Here is a 16,602-nt window from a genome sequence, read left to right as displayed (position 1 = left end):
AAGCGTATGTACCGCCTCTACCGGCAAGCCAACCTGACTGTGCGCCGGCGCAAGAAGGGCAAGCGCCCTGTCAACGAGCGGGTGCCGCGGCAACTGGCACGCACGGTCAACGAGGTCTGGAGCGTGGATTTTGTGAGCGACAGCCTCTCTGGAGGCCGGCGCCTGAAGTACCTGACCGTGGCCGACGATTTCAGCCACGAGAGCGTGGACATTGCGGTGGACTTCGGCATTTCAGGCCAGTACGTGACCCGCGTTCTGGATCGGGCAGCGCTGTTTCGTGGCTACTCGCAAGCCGTGCGCACCGACAACGGCCCGGAGTTCACCAGCCGGGCGTTCATGGCCTGGGTGCAGACCCACGGCATTCGCCACATCCTGATCCAGCCTGGACGCCCGATGCAGAACGGCTACATCGAGAGCTTCAACGGCAAGTTCCGTGACGAGCATCTGAATGACGGCTGGTTTCAGACCTTGCTCCAGGCGCGTGAGGCCGTGGCCATATGGCGAAAGGACTACAACGAAGTCAGGCCCCACAGCAGCCTGGGGCGCATCCCCCCGGCTCGATTCGCCGAGCTGCATCGCCAGCGCGCTGGCGATGCAGCTCAACACCCTTTAACTCAATGACAAATCGATTACCCTTGAACCCGGACTTCCACTTTTGATTGGTACGGTGAATGGGGGCAGGTCACGATTGACCGTGTCTGATGCCAAGCGCCTGAAGGAGCTTGAAACGGAAAACGCTCGCCTCAAACGGCTGCTGGCCGAAGCCATGCTGGAGACCAAGGTGACGAAAGAAGCCTTGAGAAAAAAGTGGTGAGCGTATCGGCCAGACGTGAACTGGTGCGCCACATGGTCAGCCAAGGGCTGAGCGAACGTCGTTCCTTGCGTGTCATTGGCATGAGTGCCAGTGCCTACCGCTATGAGCCTGCCCAGGATCGCAACTGTGCGCTCAAGGAAAAGATTGTCGCCCTGGCCCAGCGGCATCGACGGTATGGCGCCGGCATGATCTATCTTAAGCTGGGCCAGTCCGGTGAACTCGTCAACCACAAGCGCGTAGACCGCCTGTATGTCGAAGCCGGCTTGCAGGTGAAGAAGCGCAGGCGTAAAAAAATTCCAATAAGCGACCGACATCCTTTGGAGCGCCCCACAGCAGTTAACCCGGTGTGGTCCATGGACTTTGTGTTCGACCGCACGGCTGAGGGGCGCAGCATCAAGAGCCTGACTTACAAGCATGCAGCATGCCCGAGTCGTTGTGGAATCCTGGCGCAGGGAGTACAGACCAAAGACATCACTGGGTGGCCTGACACCGACAGCTTATGCAAAAACATTGGTTCAAAAACCAGTTAAATTAACCCCGGACTCCAAAGCCCAGTGCTACTGAAAATGGGGGGACGTCGGACAATTAAGCATGCAGATTGAAGAAGGCACAGGCCGAGTTGAAGCTCGTTTGCATGGCTCTCAATCTGCGCAGAATGGGCTCAATACAGACCAGCAGAAACGAAGATCGCTGAGAAAACTCAAATCTGCCGCGCTGCGCGGGGTGCTGAACCCATAAAGTCGCAGCAACGAAGGGTCGATGGCTGCGCTCACCAACAACGACATGACTTTGGCCCGCCAATGCTCAAACCAACCTTCTCGCCAAACTTCTGGCGCCCAGACAAGCAGTCTCCGCCTTTCGAACAGCGGCGTGCGCCAACTCCGGCAATCCAAAAGCACAAAGGACTCTTGCGAGTCCTTTGATCGGCCAATGCTGCGCAACGATCAGGCCTTCAGCGCCGTCAGCACCTCGTCCAGCATCTTCTTGGCGTCGCCGAACAGCATCCGGTTGTTCTCTTTGTAGAACAGCGGATTGTCCACGCCGGCATAGCCCGAGGCCATGCTGCGTTTCATGACGATGGAAGTCTTGGCCTTCCAGACTTCCAGCACCGGCATGCCGGCGATCGGGCTGCTCGGATCGTCTTGAGCACCCGGGTTGACGATGTCATTGGCGCCAATCACGATCGCCACGTCGGTCTGCGGGAAGTCGTCGTTGAGTTCGTCCATTTCCAGCACGATGTCATAGGGCACCTTGGCTTCGGCCAGCAATACGTTCATGTGCCCGGGCATGCGCCCGGCCACCGGGTGAATGCCGAAGCGCACGTTGACGCCTTTTTCGCGCAGGAACTTCGTGATCTCGAACACGGTGTGCTGTGCCTGGGCCACCGCCATGCCGTAGCCCGGAACGATGATCACGCTCTTGGCCTCGCGCAGCAGTTCCGCAGTCTCAGCGCTGCTGACCGGCACCACTTCGCCGGCCGGCTGCGCCGCGTCGCCCTTGGGTGCCGGCGTTCCGCCCCCCGTGCCGAAGCCGCCGGCAATGACGCTGATAAAGCTGCGGTTCATCGCCTTGCACATGATGTAGGACAGGATGGCGCCGCTGGATCCGACCAGCGCGCCGGTCACGATCAGCAGGTCATTCGAAAGCATGAAGCCGGTCGCCGCCGCAGCCCAGCCGGAATAGCTGTTGAGCATCGACACCACCACCGGCATGTCGGCGCCGCCAATGGCCATAACCATGTGGATGCCGAACAGCAGCGCAATCGCCGTCATCACCATCAGCGGCACCATGCCATCGCTGATGGTGTGCGCATTCAGGAACTCGCGACCGAACCAGATCACCACCAGCAGGCCGGCCAGGTTCAGCCAGTGGCGCCCGGGCAGCAGCATGGGCGAACCGCCGATCTTGCCGTTGAGCTTGCCAAACGCCACCAGCGAACCGGAGAACGTCACCGCACCGATCAGGATGCCGATATAGATCTCCATTTCGTGAATGGATTTCTCGGCGCCCGTCAACGGGTTGGAGGTGTCGATGTAGCTGGCGAAACCCACCAGCGCCGCGGCCAGGCCCACCAAGCTGTGCATCAGTGCGACCAGCTCGGGCATCTGCGTCATCTGCACGGTGCGCGCTGCGTAGATGCCGATCGCGCCGCCGACCGCCATCGCACCGATGATCCAGGCGTAGCCGCCCGGGGTGACCTTGGGGCCGAACACGGTGGCCAGCACGGCAAGGGTCATGCCGATGATCCCGTACAGGTTGCCCCGACGCGACGTCTCAGGATTGGAAAGCCCCCCCAGACTCAGGATGAAGAGGATCGTTGCTCCGATGTAGGAGACGGTTGCCAGATTTCCAGACATGTCGTTTCCCTTCGGCTTACTTGCGGAACATCGCCAGCATGCGCTGGGTGACGGCGAATCCGCCGAACATGTTGATCGTGGTGAGCACGATCCCGACCACGGCCAGCCAGCGTATCCACTCATTCGGTGGGAGCCCGCTGCTACCCAGGGGTGGCGCAATCTGCACCAGGGCCCCGATCGCAATGATGCTGCTGATGGCATTGGTGACGCTCATCAGCGGCGTGTGCAGCGCGGGCGTCACGTTCCAGACGACCATGTACCCGACGAAGCAGGCCAGCACGAACACCGTGAAGTGGGCCAGGAAGGCTGCGGGTGCATGGGCGCCGACGAACCAGAACAGCGCGGCAGCCACCCCGAACATGATCGCCAGTTTGTTACCCGCCATCGGTTCGCTCGCGGCCCCGTGGCCATGGCCCTTCTTGGCCTGCGGCGTTGCGGCCGGCTTGGCGGCGGCCGGCGCGGCTGCCGGCAGCTTGGGCGCCGGCGCTGGCCAGGTGATGTTGCCTTCCTTGATGACGGTCAGGCCGCGGATGGCATCGTCCTCCATGTTGACGTTGATGACACCATCCTTGGTCTTGCACAACTCCTCAGCGAGCCGGAACAGGTTGGTTCCATAAAGCGTCGAAGATTGCTTGGCCAGGCGCGAATTCAGGTCGGTGTAACCAACGATGGTCACACCATGCTTCACCACGGCCTGGCCGGGCTCGGTCAACTCACAATTGCCGCCGCGTTCGGCAGCCATGTCGACGATCACGCTGCCGGGCTTCATGCTCATCACCATCTCGGCGGTGATGAGGCGGGGCGCTGGTTTGCCGGGGATCAGCGCGGTGGTGATGATGATGTCCACTTCCCGGGCCTGCTTGGCATACATCTCGCGTTGAGCCTGCTGGAACCCCTCGCTCATCACCTTGGCGTAGCCGCCACCGCCACCGCCCTCTTCCTCGAAGTCGACCTTCACAAATTCGCCACCCATCGACACGACCTGGTCGGCCACTTCGGACCGGGTGTCGTTGGCCCGCACGATGGCGCCCAGCCCCACGGCCGTGCCAATGGCGGCCAGACCGGCGACGCCGGCGCCGGCAATGAAGACCTTGGCCGGCGGCACCTTGCCCGCGGCCGTGATCTGGCCCGCGAAAAAGCGGCCGAACGCATTGGCGGCCTCGATCACGGCGCGATAGCCCGCAACGCCCGCTTGGGAGGTCAACGCGTCCATTTTCTGGGCGCGTGACAGCATGCGCGGCAGCGCATCGATGGCCAGCACGGTCACCTTTTTCGCCGCGAGCTGCTGCATCAGTTCGGGGTTTTGGGCCGGCCAGATGAAACTGATCAGCGTCTGCCCTTCGTGCATCAGGGCAACTTCGTCGGCGCTCGGTTCGCGCACCTTGAACACGATGTCAGACGCGGCCCACAGCGCTGCGGCGCCTTCGACCACTTCCGCGCCAGCGGCTAGGTAGGTGTCGTCGCCACAATTGGCCAGGTCGCCGGCGCCGGATTCAACCACCACCTTGAACCCTAGTTTGACCAGCTTCTCGACGACCTCTGGCACCGTGGCAACCCGCTTCTCCCCAGCGAAGATTTCTCGCGGAACGCCAATGCGTTGGACAGGCTTGGGGGTTTCAGGGGCGGCGGCGACCGGGCTCGCGCCCGATGTCGTCTCAGCAGATACGCCAGTTTGCATAAAGCGACTCCTCGACTTTGTTATTGCTGCGGCCGGGCAGGGTCAGGGGACCTTGTACGGGACAGGCCCACAGCGGGCGAAAGCTTACCTGAAATTGACGCCCCCAAGACCATGGGCATCCATGACCTGCATCAATGAAAGCGCAATCCCACATAATCCGCCGCCATGAGCACCCGATGGAAACCCAACGTCACCGTCGCCGCGATCATCGAGCGCGAGGGCCGCTTCATGCTGGTTGAAGAACACACCTCCGAAGGCTTGCGCCTGAACAACCCGGCCGGTCACCTGGACTGCGGGGAAACGCCGGAGCAGGCCTGCGCGCGTGAGGCCCTGGAGGAAACCGCCCACGCCTTCACGCCCTCGGCGCTGGTCGGCGTGTACCTCTCCCGCGTGCCGCGCGTCGCGACCGGCGAGGACATCACCTATCTGCGATTTGCCTTTTCCGGGGAGCTGGGCGCGTTCGACGCGACGCGACCGCTGGACGAAGGCATCGTTCGCACGTTGTGGATGACCCCTGAAGAAGTGCGGGGCAGCGCCGCGCGCCACCGCAGCCCGCTGGTGCTGCGCTGCATCGAGGACCATCTGGCCGGCCAGCGCTTTCCGCTGTCGCTGATCCACGCCGACGTGGAGCTGGCAACCTGAATAAGTCCTGAATTAATAGCAGACAATGACCATTTCACGCTGGGATGATGGTCTTTTGAGCCATATTCCACGCTGAAAGGCCGTTTCCGCAGACTTGGGCATGGTCCGGCGGACTTTACTCATCCCCCAATTGAAGATTTGTCGGTTGCCGCTTCTCCACCGTGTGCCGCAACAGGGCCGCGGTGCGGAAAACACCGTGGGCGAACTTTCCATAGGGCAGCGTCGCAAACAGCGCCATCACCGCGCCCAGGTGCACGGCCAGCAAGGCGGCGAGCGCAGGCGTCTGGCGCCCCAGCATCAGCGCCAGGCCGGTCAGGCTGGTGAAGAACAGCAGTGCGATGAAGCCCCTGTCCATCGGCTTTTGGGCGGCGTCGCCGTGCAGGGGATGGCGCTTGAGGTTCAGCCAGAACAGCCCGGCCGTGCCCGCGAGCAGGCTGATGCCGCCCGACACGCCCAGCAGCTTTGGCAGGCTGGTCATACTGTACGGCGCCGACCAGCCCAGGACATAGTGATACAGCGTGGCCACGCTGGTGGCGGCGAAGCACAGCATGAAACCGTAGAAGGTGGCGTGGTGAAAGCGCCGGCGCCACAGTGTCCAGGCGTCGTCGGCGTTGTTGCAGCCCTTGCCATGGCCGCCGCCGAGGTATTTCAGACGCAGCACGTTGTCAGCCGCTTCGGCCGCCGCCGGCCCGTTGACCGGGGCGCCGCTGGTGGCCAGCGACACCTCGCGCCAGAACTTGCGCACGCCCAGGGCCAGCGCCAGCACCGCGAAACCGAACACCGGGACAAACAGGCCCACCAGCAGGTTGTGCGGGAACAGCTTGTAGAAGTTGCCGTCCAGGTCGCCGCCCATCAGGGTGCCGTTGATGGCCAGCGCCATGAGCAGGAACAGCGCCAGCCCCGCAGCCAGGGCCAGCGACAGCGTCAGTCCATTGCGTTGGTACAGCGCGCCCAGGGCGGGCGGCCAGGCAAAGTCGGCATAGGTCTGCCCGCGCACCTGCGCCATGGACCGCGGCACGTTCACGGCAAATTCGTGCGGCGGCGCGTACTGGCAGGCATGCAGGCAGGCGCCGCAGTTGTGGCACAGGTTGGCCAGGAAATGGATGTCGGCCTTGCCGAACTGGAGCCGTCGCGTCATGGCCGGGAACACCGCGCAAAAACCTTCGCAGTAGCGGCAGGCATTGCAGATCTGCATCTGGCGCGCCACCTCGTCTTCGGGCGCGCTCAGCACCGGCGCGCCGCTTGCCAGTGCCCGAGCGTCGCGGGTGAGGGCCTCAAGCTGCTGCATGGGCCGCTCCCTGGCGCAAGGCGGCCTGCGCCGCCTGCGTGCCGGCAATGCGCCCGAAGGCCGTGCCGATCGACATGCCGACACCGGCGGTGTAGCCCTTGCCGAGCACGTTGCCGGCCATCATCTCGCCCGCCACGAACAGGTTGTCGCTGGGCTGGCCCCCAAAGCGCACGGCGGCGGTCTCGTCGGTCTTCAGGCCCAGGTAGGTGAAGGTGATGCCGGGCTTGAGCGCGTAGCCGTAGAACGGCGCGGTGTCGATGGGGCGTGCCCAGTGCGTCTTGGCGGGCGTCAAGCCTTCGGTGTGGCAGTCGTCCAGCGCCGTGTGGTCGAAGGTGCCAACGCGGCACGCGGCGTTGTAGTCGTCCAGGGTCCGCATGAAGGTGACCTCGTCCAGGCCCAGCTTGCGCGCCAGTTCGGCAAGGCTGTCTGCCTTCACGCCCGGGAACACGGGCGGCATGAAGCGGCCGATGGCCTTGGCGTCGATGATCGAATACGCCGTCTGCCCCGGCTGCTGGGCCACGAGACGCCCCCAGATCGCGTAACGCTTGGGCCAGAAATCCTCGCCCTCGTCATAGAAACGCAGCGCCTCGCCGTTGACGACGACGCCCAGCGACACGCAGTCGATGCGCGTGCAGATGCCGCCATCGTACAGCGGCGCGCGCGCGTCGATGGCCACCATGTGCGCCTGGGTCGGGTCGCCGATTCGGTCCGCGCCGTGATCGTCCAGCAGGTGGCGCAACAGCACGCCCTGGTTGAAGCGCGTGCCGCGGATCAGGAAGTTGTCGGCTGGCCATTCACCGCGCACGTTCTGGCCCCAGGCCTCCCGAAGCCAGTCGATGTTGGACTCGAAGCCGCCCGCGGCCAGCACACACGCGCGGGCCTCGATGCGCTCAGGGCGGATGCGCCCGTCGGCTTGTTTGATGCTTGCGTGGGCGGCCACAAACCGGCCGTCTTCGAGCTCCAGCCGCTCCACCGGCGCGTTGTAACGGATTCGCACCCCGAGCTTGCCGGCGCTGCGGTAGAACGCATTGACCAGCGCCTTGCCGCCGCCCATGAAGAAGGCGTTGGTGCGCGCCGTGTGCAGCGCACCGGACAAGGACGGCTGGAAGTGCACGCCGTGGCTGCGCATCCAGGGCCGGCAGGTGCTCGAAGCGCGAATCACCAGCCGCGCCAGTTTTTCGTTGGTCAGGCCGCCGGTGACCTTCAGCAGATCCTGCCAGTACTCCTCCTCGGGGTAGGCATCGACCAGCACATCCTGCGGCGCGTCATGCATGCAGCGCAGGTTGCGCGTGTGCATCGAATTGCCGCCACGCCATTCGGGCGGGGCGGCTTCAAGCAGCATCACGCTGGCGCCTGCCTCGCGCGCCATCAACGCGGCGCATAGGGCGGCGTTACCGCCACCGATCACCAGAACATCCACTTTCACAGCGTCTCCAAAAGCAGGCTCGCCCCGCCCGTATGGAGGGAGCCGCCCATCCACAAACTGAACACCTCAGTCCGCCTTGATGCCTGCGCGCTTGACGATGTCGCTCCAGATCTTCTGCTCGCGCTTGATGAAGGCCGCGAAGTCGGCAGACGAACCGCCACCGCCAACGGCGTTATCGGTGGCAAAGCGCTCGGTCACGGCGCTGGACTTGAGGGCCTTGTAGGACTCTTCCTGGATCTTCTTCACCACCTCGGGCGGCGTGCCGGCCGGGACCAGGATGCCGTACCACTGCGAGGTTTCAAAATCCTTGAAGCCCATTTCGGCCACTGTCGGCACATCGGGCAGTAAGGAGATGCGCTGCTGTGTGCCCACCGCGATGGCGCGCAACTTGCCGGCGCGGATGTGCGCCCCCAACGCCGGCAGCCCCGCCGACGATGCCTGGGTGCGCCCGGCCAGCAGGTCGGTCAGTTGAGGCCCGGTGCCGCGGTACGGAATGTGGGTGATGTACATGCCCGTGACCAGCTTCAGGTACTCCATCGCCAGGTGGCCGGCGCTGGCGTTGCCGGCCGAACCGTAGTTCAGCTCACCCGGGTGCTTCTTGACGTAGTCCACGAACTCGCGGAAGTTCTTGGCGGGCACGTCCGGGTGAATCACGAAGACATTGGGCACCTTGGCCAGCAGCGTGACGGGGATGAAGTCCCGGTTCACGTCATAGGGCTGGTTTTTCAGCATGTACGGATTCACCGCCAGCGTGCCAACGTGACCCAAGATCATCGTGTGGCCATCGGGCGCAGCCTTGGCCACCTCGCTCATCGCTGTCACGCCGGCGCCGCCGGGCTTGTTCTCGACGTAGACGCTCTGCCCGAGCTGCTTGGTGAGCTCGGCCGCGACAGAGCGGGCCACGATCTCGCTGGTGCCGCCCGGCGCAAACGGCACGACAAAACGCACCGGCTTGGTCGGCCAGGCCGATTGCGCAAAGACGGACGGTGGGGCTGCCAGCGCGGCGGCGCCAGAGAGCGCCAGAAGCTGGCGGCGATTGAGTGTCATGCGGGTCTCCTTTTGGTTTGATGGGCCGTTGTGCGGCGGCTGACCCGCCGCTAGAACTGGTACTTGCGCAGGCCACCGTCCACCGGAATCACCGTACCCGTGATGTAACTGGCCAGCGGCGACGCCAGGAAGGTCACCAGATTGGCCAGGTCCTCAGGCTCGCCATAACGGCCCATAGGGATCTCGTTGTCGCACTGCCACTGGCGGTATTCCGGCGTGTAGTTGCGAAAGATCTGCTCGGAGTGAATGCGCCCCGGCGGAATGCAGTTCACCGTGATGCCGTGCTTGCCCACCATGCGCGACAGGCCCTTGGCCCAGCTGTGCATGCCGGCCTTGGCGCAGAACGCGCCATTGATGTGCTCGGGTTCGCTCTTGCCGGTGATGTTGATGATGCGGCCCCATTGGCGCGCAATCATCTGGTCGATCAACGCGTCGCCGAGCTGGCGCGGACGGTGGAAATTCAGCGTGATCGCTTCCTGCCACTGCTCCTCACTGACATGCAGGTCCTTGAACGAGCGCGACCCGCCGGCATTGTTCACCAGGATGTCGACGTGGCCGAGCCCAGCGATGGCCGCCGCCGCGAGGTTTCGCGAGGCGTCCTCGGCATACATGTCCTGCGTGATCAGGACTGGCCGGGCGCCACCGGTCGCCTCGATCTCGGCAGCCAGTTCTTCGAGCTTTTCCGCCCGGCGCGCGGTGATGGCCAGTTTCACACCCTCGGCCGCCAGCGCCAGGGCGATGCCCCGGCCGATGCCCACACTGGCGCCGGTCACCAGCGCCGTCTTGTTCCTGAGTTGCAGATCCATGGTGTCTCCTCGTTGTGCAGATTGCGTGCGGCAACTGTAGACCCGGCCCCTCCCCGATGGAAGCCCGGCTGCGGCATGGGGGCATCACGAATCGTGATGGATCAGTCGGGCGCCAACCCATAACCCGGACAACACCCGTTCCCGGGCGCAGTCGGCCAGCACCACGCGCGCCGCCAGCGCCGCCGGCGACAGCTCGTCGTCCGACAGGCTGCACAGCACATTGGGCCGCCGGGCCAGCGGGTCGCTGAGCTCGGCCAGGTGAAAGCGGCGGTCGGCGTCTGCGAACCGCCCCACCGCCGCCCAGGGTTGCAGCGTGGCACCAAGCCCGGCGTCCACGGCATCCATCAGCAGCGCCAGAGAATCAATCTCGGCCGCCAGCACAGGGCGAATCCCGGCGCGGGCAAACGCCGCGTCCAGCGTGCTACGCAGCCCGTGCGGGCCGGTCGGCAGGATCAAGGGCATATCGGCCAGTTCAGCGATCGAAACCGACGCGCCCGCCTTCGCAGGCAAGCCCCGGCGGGAACGGATCAGGTACAGCTTCTCCTCCAGAAGCGGCGTCACGCTCCAGCGCCGCGCGGCATCGGTCTCGAACAGCACCGCCAGATCGAGCTGGCGCGCGTTCAGCATCTGGGTCAGATGGCCCGACAGGCTCTCGACCATGTGCAGGCGAACATCCGGGTAGCGCTGGCGCATGGCGTGCATCAGGGGCAGGCCCAGCACGGCGGCGGTGGTGGGTGCCAGGCCCACACTCACTGTGCCCGACAGGCGCGCCTGGCGGGCTGCACGAGCGGCCTGCTCAGCATGGCGCAAGGCCAGCTGCGCCTCGCGGAAGAAGGCCATCCCGGCTTCGGTGGGCGTGACGCCTTTGCGGCTGCGCTGCAGCAGCCGGGCCGAGAGCTCGCCCTCAAGCCGGCTGATCTGCTGGCTCAGCGCCGACTGCACCAGGTTCAGGTCCAGCGCCGCGCGGCTCATGCTGCCAAGCTCGACCACCCGCACAAAATACCGCAGCTGCCTCAGTTCCATGGACGCTCCGCACTCTGAACGAGCGCCATGATGGCACACAATAGCCGGATCACTTAACCGGAAACCAGCCATGAAGATCAGCGCCAACACCGTCGTCACTCTCGATTACGAGGTGAAAGATCCGCAGCACGAGATGGTCGATCCGGGCGAGCGCCCGCTGGTCTATCTGCATGGAAGCAGCGGCATCTTTCCCAAGCTCGAGGCCGCGCTGGACGGCAAGACCGTAGGCGATTCGGTGCAGGTTCAATTGGAGCCGGAAGACGCTTTCGGAGAGTACGACGACGAACTGGTGACATCCGAGCTGCTGCAAAACCTGCCCGAAGGCGTGCTGGTCGGCATGCAACTCGAAGGCACGGGCGAGCACGGCACTCACATCATGAGCGTGACCGAGATCGAGGACGGCCGGGCCGTGCTGGACGGCAACCATCCGCTGGCCGGCGTCACGCTGGTGTTTTCCTGCACCGTCAGCGAAGTCCGCGCCGCCACGGCGGAGGAACTGGCGCATGGCCATGCACATGGGGATGGCGGGCATCAGCATTAAGCAATGAGCCCGTTCCAGGTGGTGCCTCCTGGCGCCGTTCGCACGCTGCAGTACGATCTTCCACGAGACCGGCGGTCGTTTAGAAAGCGCTTGGAACCGTCCTCCTAAAATCCCCCGATGACAGCCCAACAACGCATCGTCGTCGGATTGAGTGGCGGCGTGGACTCCGCCGTGACGGCGTACCTGCTCAAGCAGCAGGGGTATGAGGTCATCGGCATCTTCATGAAAAACTGGGAAGACGATGACGACAGCGAATACTGCTCGTCCAACATCGACTTCGTGGACGCCGCGGCCGTGGCCGACGTGATCGGCATCGAGATCGAGCACGTCAACTTCGCCGCTGAGTACCGCGACCGCGTCTTCGCCGAGTTCCTGCGCGAGTACCAGGCCGGCCGCACGCCCAACCCGGACATCCTGTGCAACGCCGAGATCAAGTTCAAGGCCTTTATGGACCACGCCATGCGCCTGGGCGCCGAGAAAATCGCCACCGGTCACTATGCTCGGGTGCGGCTGAACCCGGCCACCGGTCGCCACGAGCTGCTCAAGGGCCTGGACCCGAGCAAAGACCAGAGCTACTTCCTGCACCGGCTGAACCAGGCCCAGCTGTCGAAAACCCTGTTCCCCGTCGGCGAGCTGCACAAGACCGAGGTGCGGCGCATCGCCGCCGAGATCGGCCTGCCGAACGCGAAGAAGAAAGACTCCACCGGCATCTGCTTCATCGGCGAGCGGCCGTTCCGCGACTTCCTGAACCGCTACATCAGCCAGGAGCCGGGCCCGATCAAGGACGAGCACGGCCACACCATCGGCCAGCACGTGGGCCTGAGCTTCTACACCCTGGGCCAGCGCCAGGGTCTGGGCATCGGCGGGCTCAAGGCCAAAGGCGCGGCGCTGAAGGCGATCCAGGCTCAGGGCCTGCGCGGCGCCGGCGAGCACGAACCCTGGTTTGTGGCGCGCAAGGACCTCGAACACAACACACTGTGCGTGGTGCAGGGTCATGACCACCCATGGCTGCTGTCCGACGCGCTGCAAGCCGGCGACGCCAGCTGGTGCGCTGGCGAACCGCCGGCGCCGGGCGCCTACGCCGCCAAGACCCGCTACCGCCAGGTGGATGCTCCCTGTCGGCTGGATCTGGATCCGTCGGGCGCCTTCAGCCTGCAGTTCGACCAGCCGCAGTGGGCGGTCACGCCCGGCCAAAGCGCCGTGCTCTATGACGGCGAGGTCTGCCTGGGCGGCGGCGTGATCGGAGCAGCCGGCGACTGACCGGGATGGGACGGGCGACTTCTGTTGCGCCGCACCATTTTTCGACCAAGGTTTGATTTTTCTCAAACCCTGCGTTCAGGGTTTACCCGAGAATCGGCATAACTTTGAATTTTCGAACTGCCAGGACCCGTTCAGCCATGACCCGCATTCACGTGACTTCTTCTTCCGCTCCAAGCGCCCGTACCGCCTTCCAGCGCAAGCTGACCATCATCGGCGTCGTCGGCACCGTGCTCCCGCTGGCCGTGCTGGCCTTGATGTATCTCCTGGCGCCCCTTCCCATGACAAACGGCACGGCCGAGATCCTGCGCATGGCCAACCGTTTTGCCGCAACCATCGTGCTGCTGCACTGGGCCATCACGCTGGCCGTCTGGGCCGCCACCCGGATCGCCAAGCCGGTAGCCCGGCGTGACGCCGGCTGGAAAGAGATCCAGCTGGTGCGCCGCATCAACGCCTGACGCCCCACATACCCCGACTCAAGGCCTGCTCTGCAGGCCTTTCTGTTTGTGAGACACCGCTCTCAATTGCTTTTTTGTAGCAAAAGAAGACCCATCCACGATGGGATCAAGGGGTTTTCCCACGCATCTTCGCCACCGACCCAATTCCGTGACAATGGAACCCGCTTGACGACGGAAACACCATGAACTGGTTGCAGAAACTGCCGGGCTTTCAGCGTTCGGCCCCGGGTCTGGAGTGGGGGCTGTGGCGCAAACTGCCGGCCATCTTTGCCGCCGGCACGGCGCTGCCCCTGCTGGGCGTGGTGGCCGTGCGGATGTGGGCACCCGATCCGATGACCGCTGCCACCGAACGCCTGGTCACGCTGGCCGACTACTTCGCCATCGCCCTGGTTGTCCTGCACTGGACCCTGGTGCTGACCGTTGCCATCGGCTGTGTGATCGTCATGCTGATGAAGGGGCCAGCCTACGTGGCCGACGCCTATGAGTTGCCTCACCGCGATCAACCGTTGCCGCCCGAAGCGGCTCCCTGACCCCCCTCTGGAAATCGACCATGCACCGCAATGCGCCCCGCCCCGCATCGACCAACCGCCGCGCCTTGCTGGGCACCGGCGCCGCAATGGGCATCGCCGCGCTGAGCCTGTGGCCCGACGCCCGCCTGTTCGCACAGCAACTGGGTGACTTCATCGAGGGCCCTCCCATGCCCGACATCGCGCCGCAGCAGCTGTCGAAGCATGTCTGGCTGATCTACGCCACGGACGGTTTTCCCACGCCAGAGAACCGCGGCATGATGGCCAGCGTGATCTTCGTGGTCACCAGCGCGGGCGTGGTGGTGCTCGATTCGGGCAGCTCGCTGCAGATCGGACAGATGGCGATCCGCATGATCAAGAAGGTCACGCCGTTGCCGGTTGTGGCGGTATTCAACAGCCATTACCACGGCGACCATTGGCTCGGCAACCACGCCTTCGTCCAGGCCTATGGCCAGCAGCTGCCGATCTACGCCCTGCCCCACACCATCGAGCAGATCCGTGGCGTGGAAGGCAACCTGTGGCGCAACCTCATGGAGCGCTGGACCAACCAGGCCACGGCCGGCACCCAGGTCGTGCCGCCCAACCGGGAGGCCGTGCCGGGCCAGGTGCTGAAGTTCGGCGACGTGACGCTCAAGCTGCACCACTACGGCCGCGCGCACACGCCGTCGGATCTGTGCGTGGAGGTGGTCGAAGACAAGGTCACCGCCGTGGGCGACATCGCGATGACCAACCGCATCGCCAATATCGACGACGGCTCCTACCCTGGCACCTTCAAGTTCTACGCGGCACTGAAAGCCGCCGCCAGTGACCAGCTCTGGGTGCCCGGCCATGGCGAAGCCCGGCGCGACCTGCTCGCCACCTACGGCGCCTTCCTGGCCGGCATCTGGGAGCCCTGCCTGCAGGCCGTAAAGGACGGCAAGACCGAGGGCGAGGCCCGGGCCATGGTGATGAAGGATCCGCGCGTGGCCAGCCGCGCAGCCACCATGCAGGGTTTCGACAGCAACATTGGCAAGTACATCAGTCTGGCGTACCTTGAGGCCGAAAAAGAGGCGTTCTAGGCCGCGGGCATCCCGAAACCCTCGGGCATCTGCACCGCCACCACCTCGCCGCGCGCCGTAGCGACGCCGCCCGCCAGCACCGTGGTTTCCACAACCACCTTGCGGCCCTTGATCTCCTTCACGCGGCCGCGCAGCTCAAGTTCGCCGGCCAGCGGCGTCGGCTTGAGGTAATCCACATGCAGCGAGCCCGTGACGAAGCGGAACGGGGGCAGCGTGTCCATGGCCCGCCCCTCGGCGCGGTACATGGCCGCCGCCGCGGTGCCGGTGCTGTGGCAGTCGACCAGCGAGGCAATCAGGCCGCCATAGGTGAAGCCCGGCACCGCCGTGTGATGCGGCAAGGGGGTGAACCGGGTCACGGTTTCATCACCATCCCAGAACGTCTTGATCTGATGTCCGTGCGGGTTCAGGCGGCCGCACCCATAACAGTGGGCAAGGTTTTCGGGGTAGTAGTCCTGAAAGGCTTTCATGGGATCTCCGTGGGTTGAATCGCGCTGGCGCGCCTGGGGGTCGTGTGTCTTGCAGCAGCGGCACCGCGCCCCGACGTCAGGGCGCCAGCTCCAGCGCCTGCAGCAACTGGGCCTCCGTCTGAACAAACTGCAGCTTCGTCACCCGGCCAAGCTTGAGGTGAAGGACGCTGACGGAACCGGCGCGGCGCGGCAGCTCGGCCACCGCCGCCGCGTCATGTGCCAGCCCGACCGGGAAGCTCAGTTCGCGCAGCTTCGGAATGGCGAACATCCGTGCAATCGCAGAGGGCATGGCGCTGATGTCGGCCACATAGACGACGCCCGGGTGCTCCGAAGCCTTGGAGCTCAGCGCCTTGATGACCCAATCGCTGGTGGACTTCTCCGTGGTGAAAAGCAGGACCCGGGTTGCCGGACCGATCAGGACCGGCTTGTCGTACTGGTCGTTCAGTTTCAACGGTGGCAGCTCGGCACCCGGCTCAAGAGGTGCTGCGCTCATCCACAGCGGGGTCAACGCAAGCGCGGCGCACAGGGTGCGCCTCGCAAGCGGCCGGATCAATGGCGTCATGGGACTCCCGGATTCAATGGAACCGGCGGGCGAAGCCGCCGCCCACCGCGGCCGTGCAAACGGACCTGACGGAAAAGGCCACTTTAGCGCGGCACCATGAACATCGACTTCTCGGTCAGGTGGCCGGGCGCATGCATCGATTCGATCTCGAAGCGGATCGGATGCGTGCCCGGCGCGGCCACGTCATAGGGTGCCTGCACCCGCACCGCCAGCCGAACGGCCTGTGTGGAATCGACGGTCACGACGTTCTCGGACGCGATCGCCAGACCCGGCAGACCCTCTGCGGTGATCCGGTACTTTTGCGTCGCCTCGGTGGCATTCATGATCTGCAGCTGGTAGACGTTCTCGATCCGCCCGCGCTCGACGATACGCGCCAGGACGCCACGATCGCGCACCACGCTGACCTTGAACGGTGTGCGCAGGGCCATGCTGACGCCCATGGCGATCACGATCGCCAGCAGGATCGAGGTGTAAATCAGGATGCGGGGCCGCAGCACATGGCGCAGAGTCTGCGCCCGGGTCCACTGGCTCTTCATGGCGTTCTCGGTGGTGTACCTGACCAGACCCCGGGCGTAGCCCATCTTGTCCATCACCGTGTCGCAGACGTCGGCACAGGCGCCGCAGCCGATGCACTCGTACTGCAGGCCCTTG

At 64.7% G+C, this 16,602-nt stretch carries 17 protein-coding genes and 1 pseudogene; 8 read left to right on the top strand and 10 right to left on the bottom strand.

The annotated features are described in order from the left end of the window. Both ACMUOY_RS08605 and ACMUOY_RS08600 read left to right on the top strand, forming a co-directional pair. Positions 1–621: IS3 family transposase (locus ACMUOY_RS08605; RefSeq protein ID WP_413892292.1), on the top strand; the 621-nt coding region annotated here is incomplete at its 5' end. 67 nt (positions 622–688) lie between these two features. Then, positions 689–1,218 (top strand): annotated as a pseudogene (locus tag ACMUOY_RS08600) (IS3 family transposase); the annotation flags it as partial. A gap of 540 nt (positions 1,219–1,758) precedes the next feature. Here the strand turns inward: ACMUOY_RS08600 and pntB are convergent. Both pntB and ACMUOY_RS08590 read right to left on the bottom strand, forming a co-directional pair. Further along, a complete protein-coding gene (gene pntB, locus ACMUOY_RS08595) occupies positions 1,759–3,171 on the bottom strand; it encodes an NAD(P)(+) transhydrogenase (Re/Si-specific) subunit beta (RefSeq protein ID WP_413892291.1) in 1,413 nt (470 codons plus the stop codon). Between the two features lie 16 nt (positions 3,172–3,187). Next, positions 3,188–4,849: a Re/Si-specific NAD(P)(+) transhydrogenase subunit alpha gene (locus ACMUOY_RS08590; protein WP_413892290.1), complete on the bottom strand. Its 1,662-nt coding sequence runs from the start codon at positions 4,847–4,849 to the stop codon at positions 3,188–3,190. 165 nt (positions 4,850–5,014) lie between these two features. On the opposite strand from ACMUOY_RS08590, the gene ACMUOY_RS08585 reads away from it, so the two are divergent. Beyond that, the gene (locus ACMUOY_RS08585; RefSeq protein WP_413892289.1) at positions 5,015–5,491 is read left to right on the top strand and encodes an NUDIX hydrolase; all 477 of its coding nucleotides are present in this window, start codon (positions 5,015–5,017) and stop codon (positions 5,489–5,491) included. A gap of 115 nt (positions 5,492–5,606) precedes the next feature. Here ACMUOY_RS08585 and tcuB read toward each other — a convergent pair whose 3' ends face one another. From tcuB to ACMUOY_RS08560, 5 genes are all read right to left on the bottom strand, one after another. Then, a complete protein-coding gene (tcuB, locus tag ACMUOY_RS08580) occupies positions 5,607–6,779 on the bottom strand; it encodes a tricarballylate utilization 4Fe-4S protein TcuB (RefSeq protein WP_413892288.1) in 1,173 nt (390 codons plus the stop codon). Then, on the bottom strand, positions 6,766–8,205 hold the full coding sequence (gene tcuA, locus ACMUOY_RS08575) for an FAD-dependent tricarballylate dehydrogenase TcuA (RefSeq protein WP_413892287.1): 1,440 nt from the start codon (positions 8,203–8,205) through the stop codon (positions 6,766–6,768). The genes tcuB and tcuA overlap by 14 nt, the downstream gene beginning before the upstream one ends. A 66-nt stretch (positions 8,206–8,271) precedes the next feature. Further along, positions 8,272–9,252 carry a Bug family tripartite tricarboxylate transporter substrate binding protein gene (locus ACMUOY_RS08570; RefSeq protein WP_413892286.1) on the bottom strand — a complete coding sequence of 327 codons (981 nt, stop codon included), beginning with the start codon at positions 9,250–9,252 and terminating at the stop codon, positions 8,272–8,274. 50 nt (positions 9,253–9,302) lie between these two features. Then, positions 9,303–10,058 (bottom strand): SDR family NAD(P)-dependent oxidoreductase, encoded by a 756-nt coding sequence (locus ACMUOY_RS08565; RefSeq protein WP_413892285.1) that lies wholly within the window; start codon positions 10,056–10,058, stop codon positions 9,303–9,305. Between the two features lie 84 nt (positions 10,059–10,142). Continuing rightward, entirely contained in the window at positions 10,143–11,081 is a 939-nt protein-coding gene (locus ACMUOY_RS08560) for a LysR substrate-binding domain-containing protein (protein WP_413892284.1), read from the bottom strand. Between the two features lie 70 nt (positions 11,082–11,151). Here ACMUOY_RS08560 and ACMUOY_RS08555 point away from each other — a divergent pair, with 70 nt between their 5' ends. The 5 genes from ACMUOY_RS08555 to ACMUOY_RS08535 all read left to right on the top strand — a co-directional run bounded on the left by ACMUOY_RS08555 (position 11,152) and on the right by ACMUOY_RS08535 (position 14,922). Then, a complete protein-coding gene (locus tag ACMUOY_RS08555; protein WP_413892283.1) occupies positions 11,152–11,622 on the top strand; it encodes an FKBP-type peptidyl-prolyl cis-trans isomerase in 471 nt (156 codons plus the stop codon). Positions 11,623–11,739: 117 nt separating this feature from the next. Next, the gene (gene mnmA / locus ACMUOY_RS08550) at positions 11,740–12,882 is read left to right on the top strand and encodes a tRNA 2-thiouridine(34) synthase MnmA (protein WP_413892282.1); all 1,143 of its coding nucleotides are present in this window, start codon (positions 11,740–11,742) and stop codon (positions 12,880–12,882) included. A gap of 137 nt (positions 12,883–13,019) precedes the next feature. Then, positions 13,020–13,337 carry a hypothetical protein gene (locus ACMUOY_RS08545; protein WP_413892281.1) on the top strand — a complete coding sequence of 106 codons (318 nt, stop codon included), beginning with the start codon at positions 13,020–13,022 and terminating at the stop codon, positions 13,335–13,337. A 182-nt stretch (positions 13,338–13,519) separates the two neighbouring features. Then, positions 13,520–13,867, top strand: coding sequence for a hypothetical protein (locus tag ACMUOY_RS08540; RefSeq protein ID WP_413892280.1), 348 nt, complete (start codon positions 13,520–13,522; stop codon positions 13,865–13,867). Between the two features lie 20 nt (positions 13,868–13,887). Then, a complete protein-coding gene (locus ACMUOY_RS08535) occupies positions 13,888–14,922 on the top strand; it encodes an MBL fold metallo-hydrolase (protein ID WP_413892279.1) in 1,035 nt (344 codons plus the stop codon). Here the strand turns inward: ACMUOY_RS08535 and ACMUOY_RS08530 are convergent. From ACMUOY_RS08530 to ACMUOY_RS08520, 3 genes are all read right to left on the bottom strand, one after another. Further along, positions 14,919–15,389, bottom strand: coding sequence for a PaaI family thioesterase (locus ACMUOY_RS08530; RefSeq protein WP_413892278.1), 471 nt, complete (start codon positions 15,387–15,389; stop codon positions 14,919–14,921). The two genes, ACMUOY_RS08535 and ACMUOY_RS08530, sit on opposite strands and share 4 nt — an antisense overlap. A 76-nt stretch (positions 15,390–15,465) precedes the next feature. Then, a complete protein-coding gene (locus ACMUOY_RS08525; protein WP_413892277.1) occupies positions 15,466–15,951 on the bottom strand; it encodes a hypothetical protein in 486 nt (161 codons plus the stop codon). A gap of 83 nt (positions 15,952–16,034) precedes the next feature. Next, a partial coding sequence (locus ACMUOY_RS08520) for a FixG Ig-like domain-containing protein (RefSeq protein ID WP_413892276.1) occupies positions 16,035–16,602 on the bottom strand: 568 nt, incomplete at its 5' end.

The sequence above is a fragment of the Candidatus Skiveiella danica genome (genome assembly GCF_022705245.1).
Classification (GTDB): Bacteria; Pseudomonadota; Gammaproteobacteria; order Burkholderiales; family Burkholderiaceae_C; genus Skiveiella; species Skiveiella danica.
The sequence above is the reverse complement of the archived record's forward strand: the minus strand, read 5'-3'. Positions and strand labels throughout refer to the sequence as shown.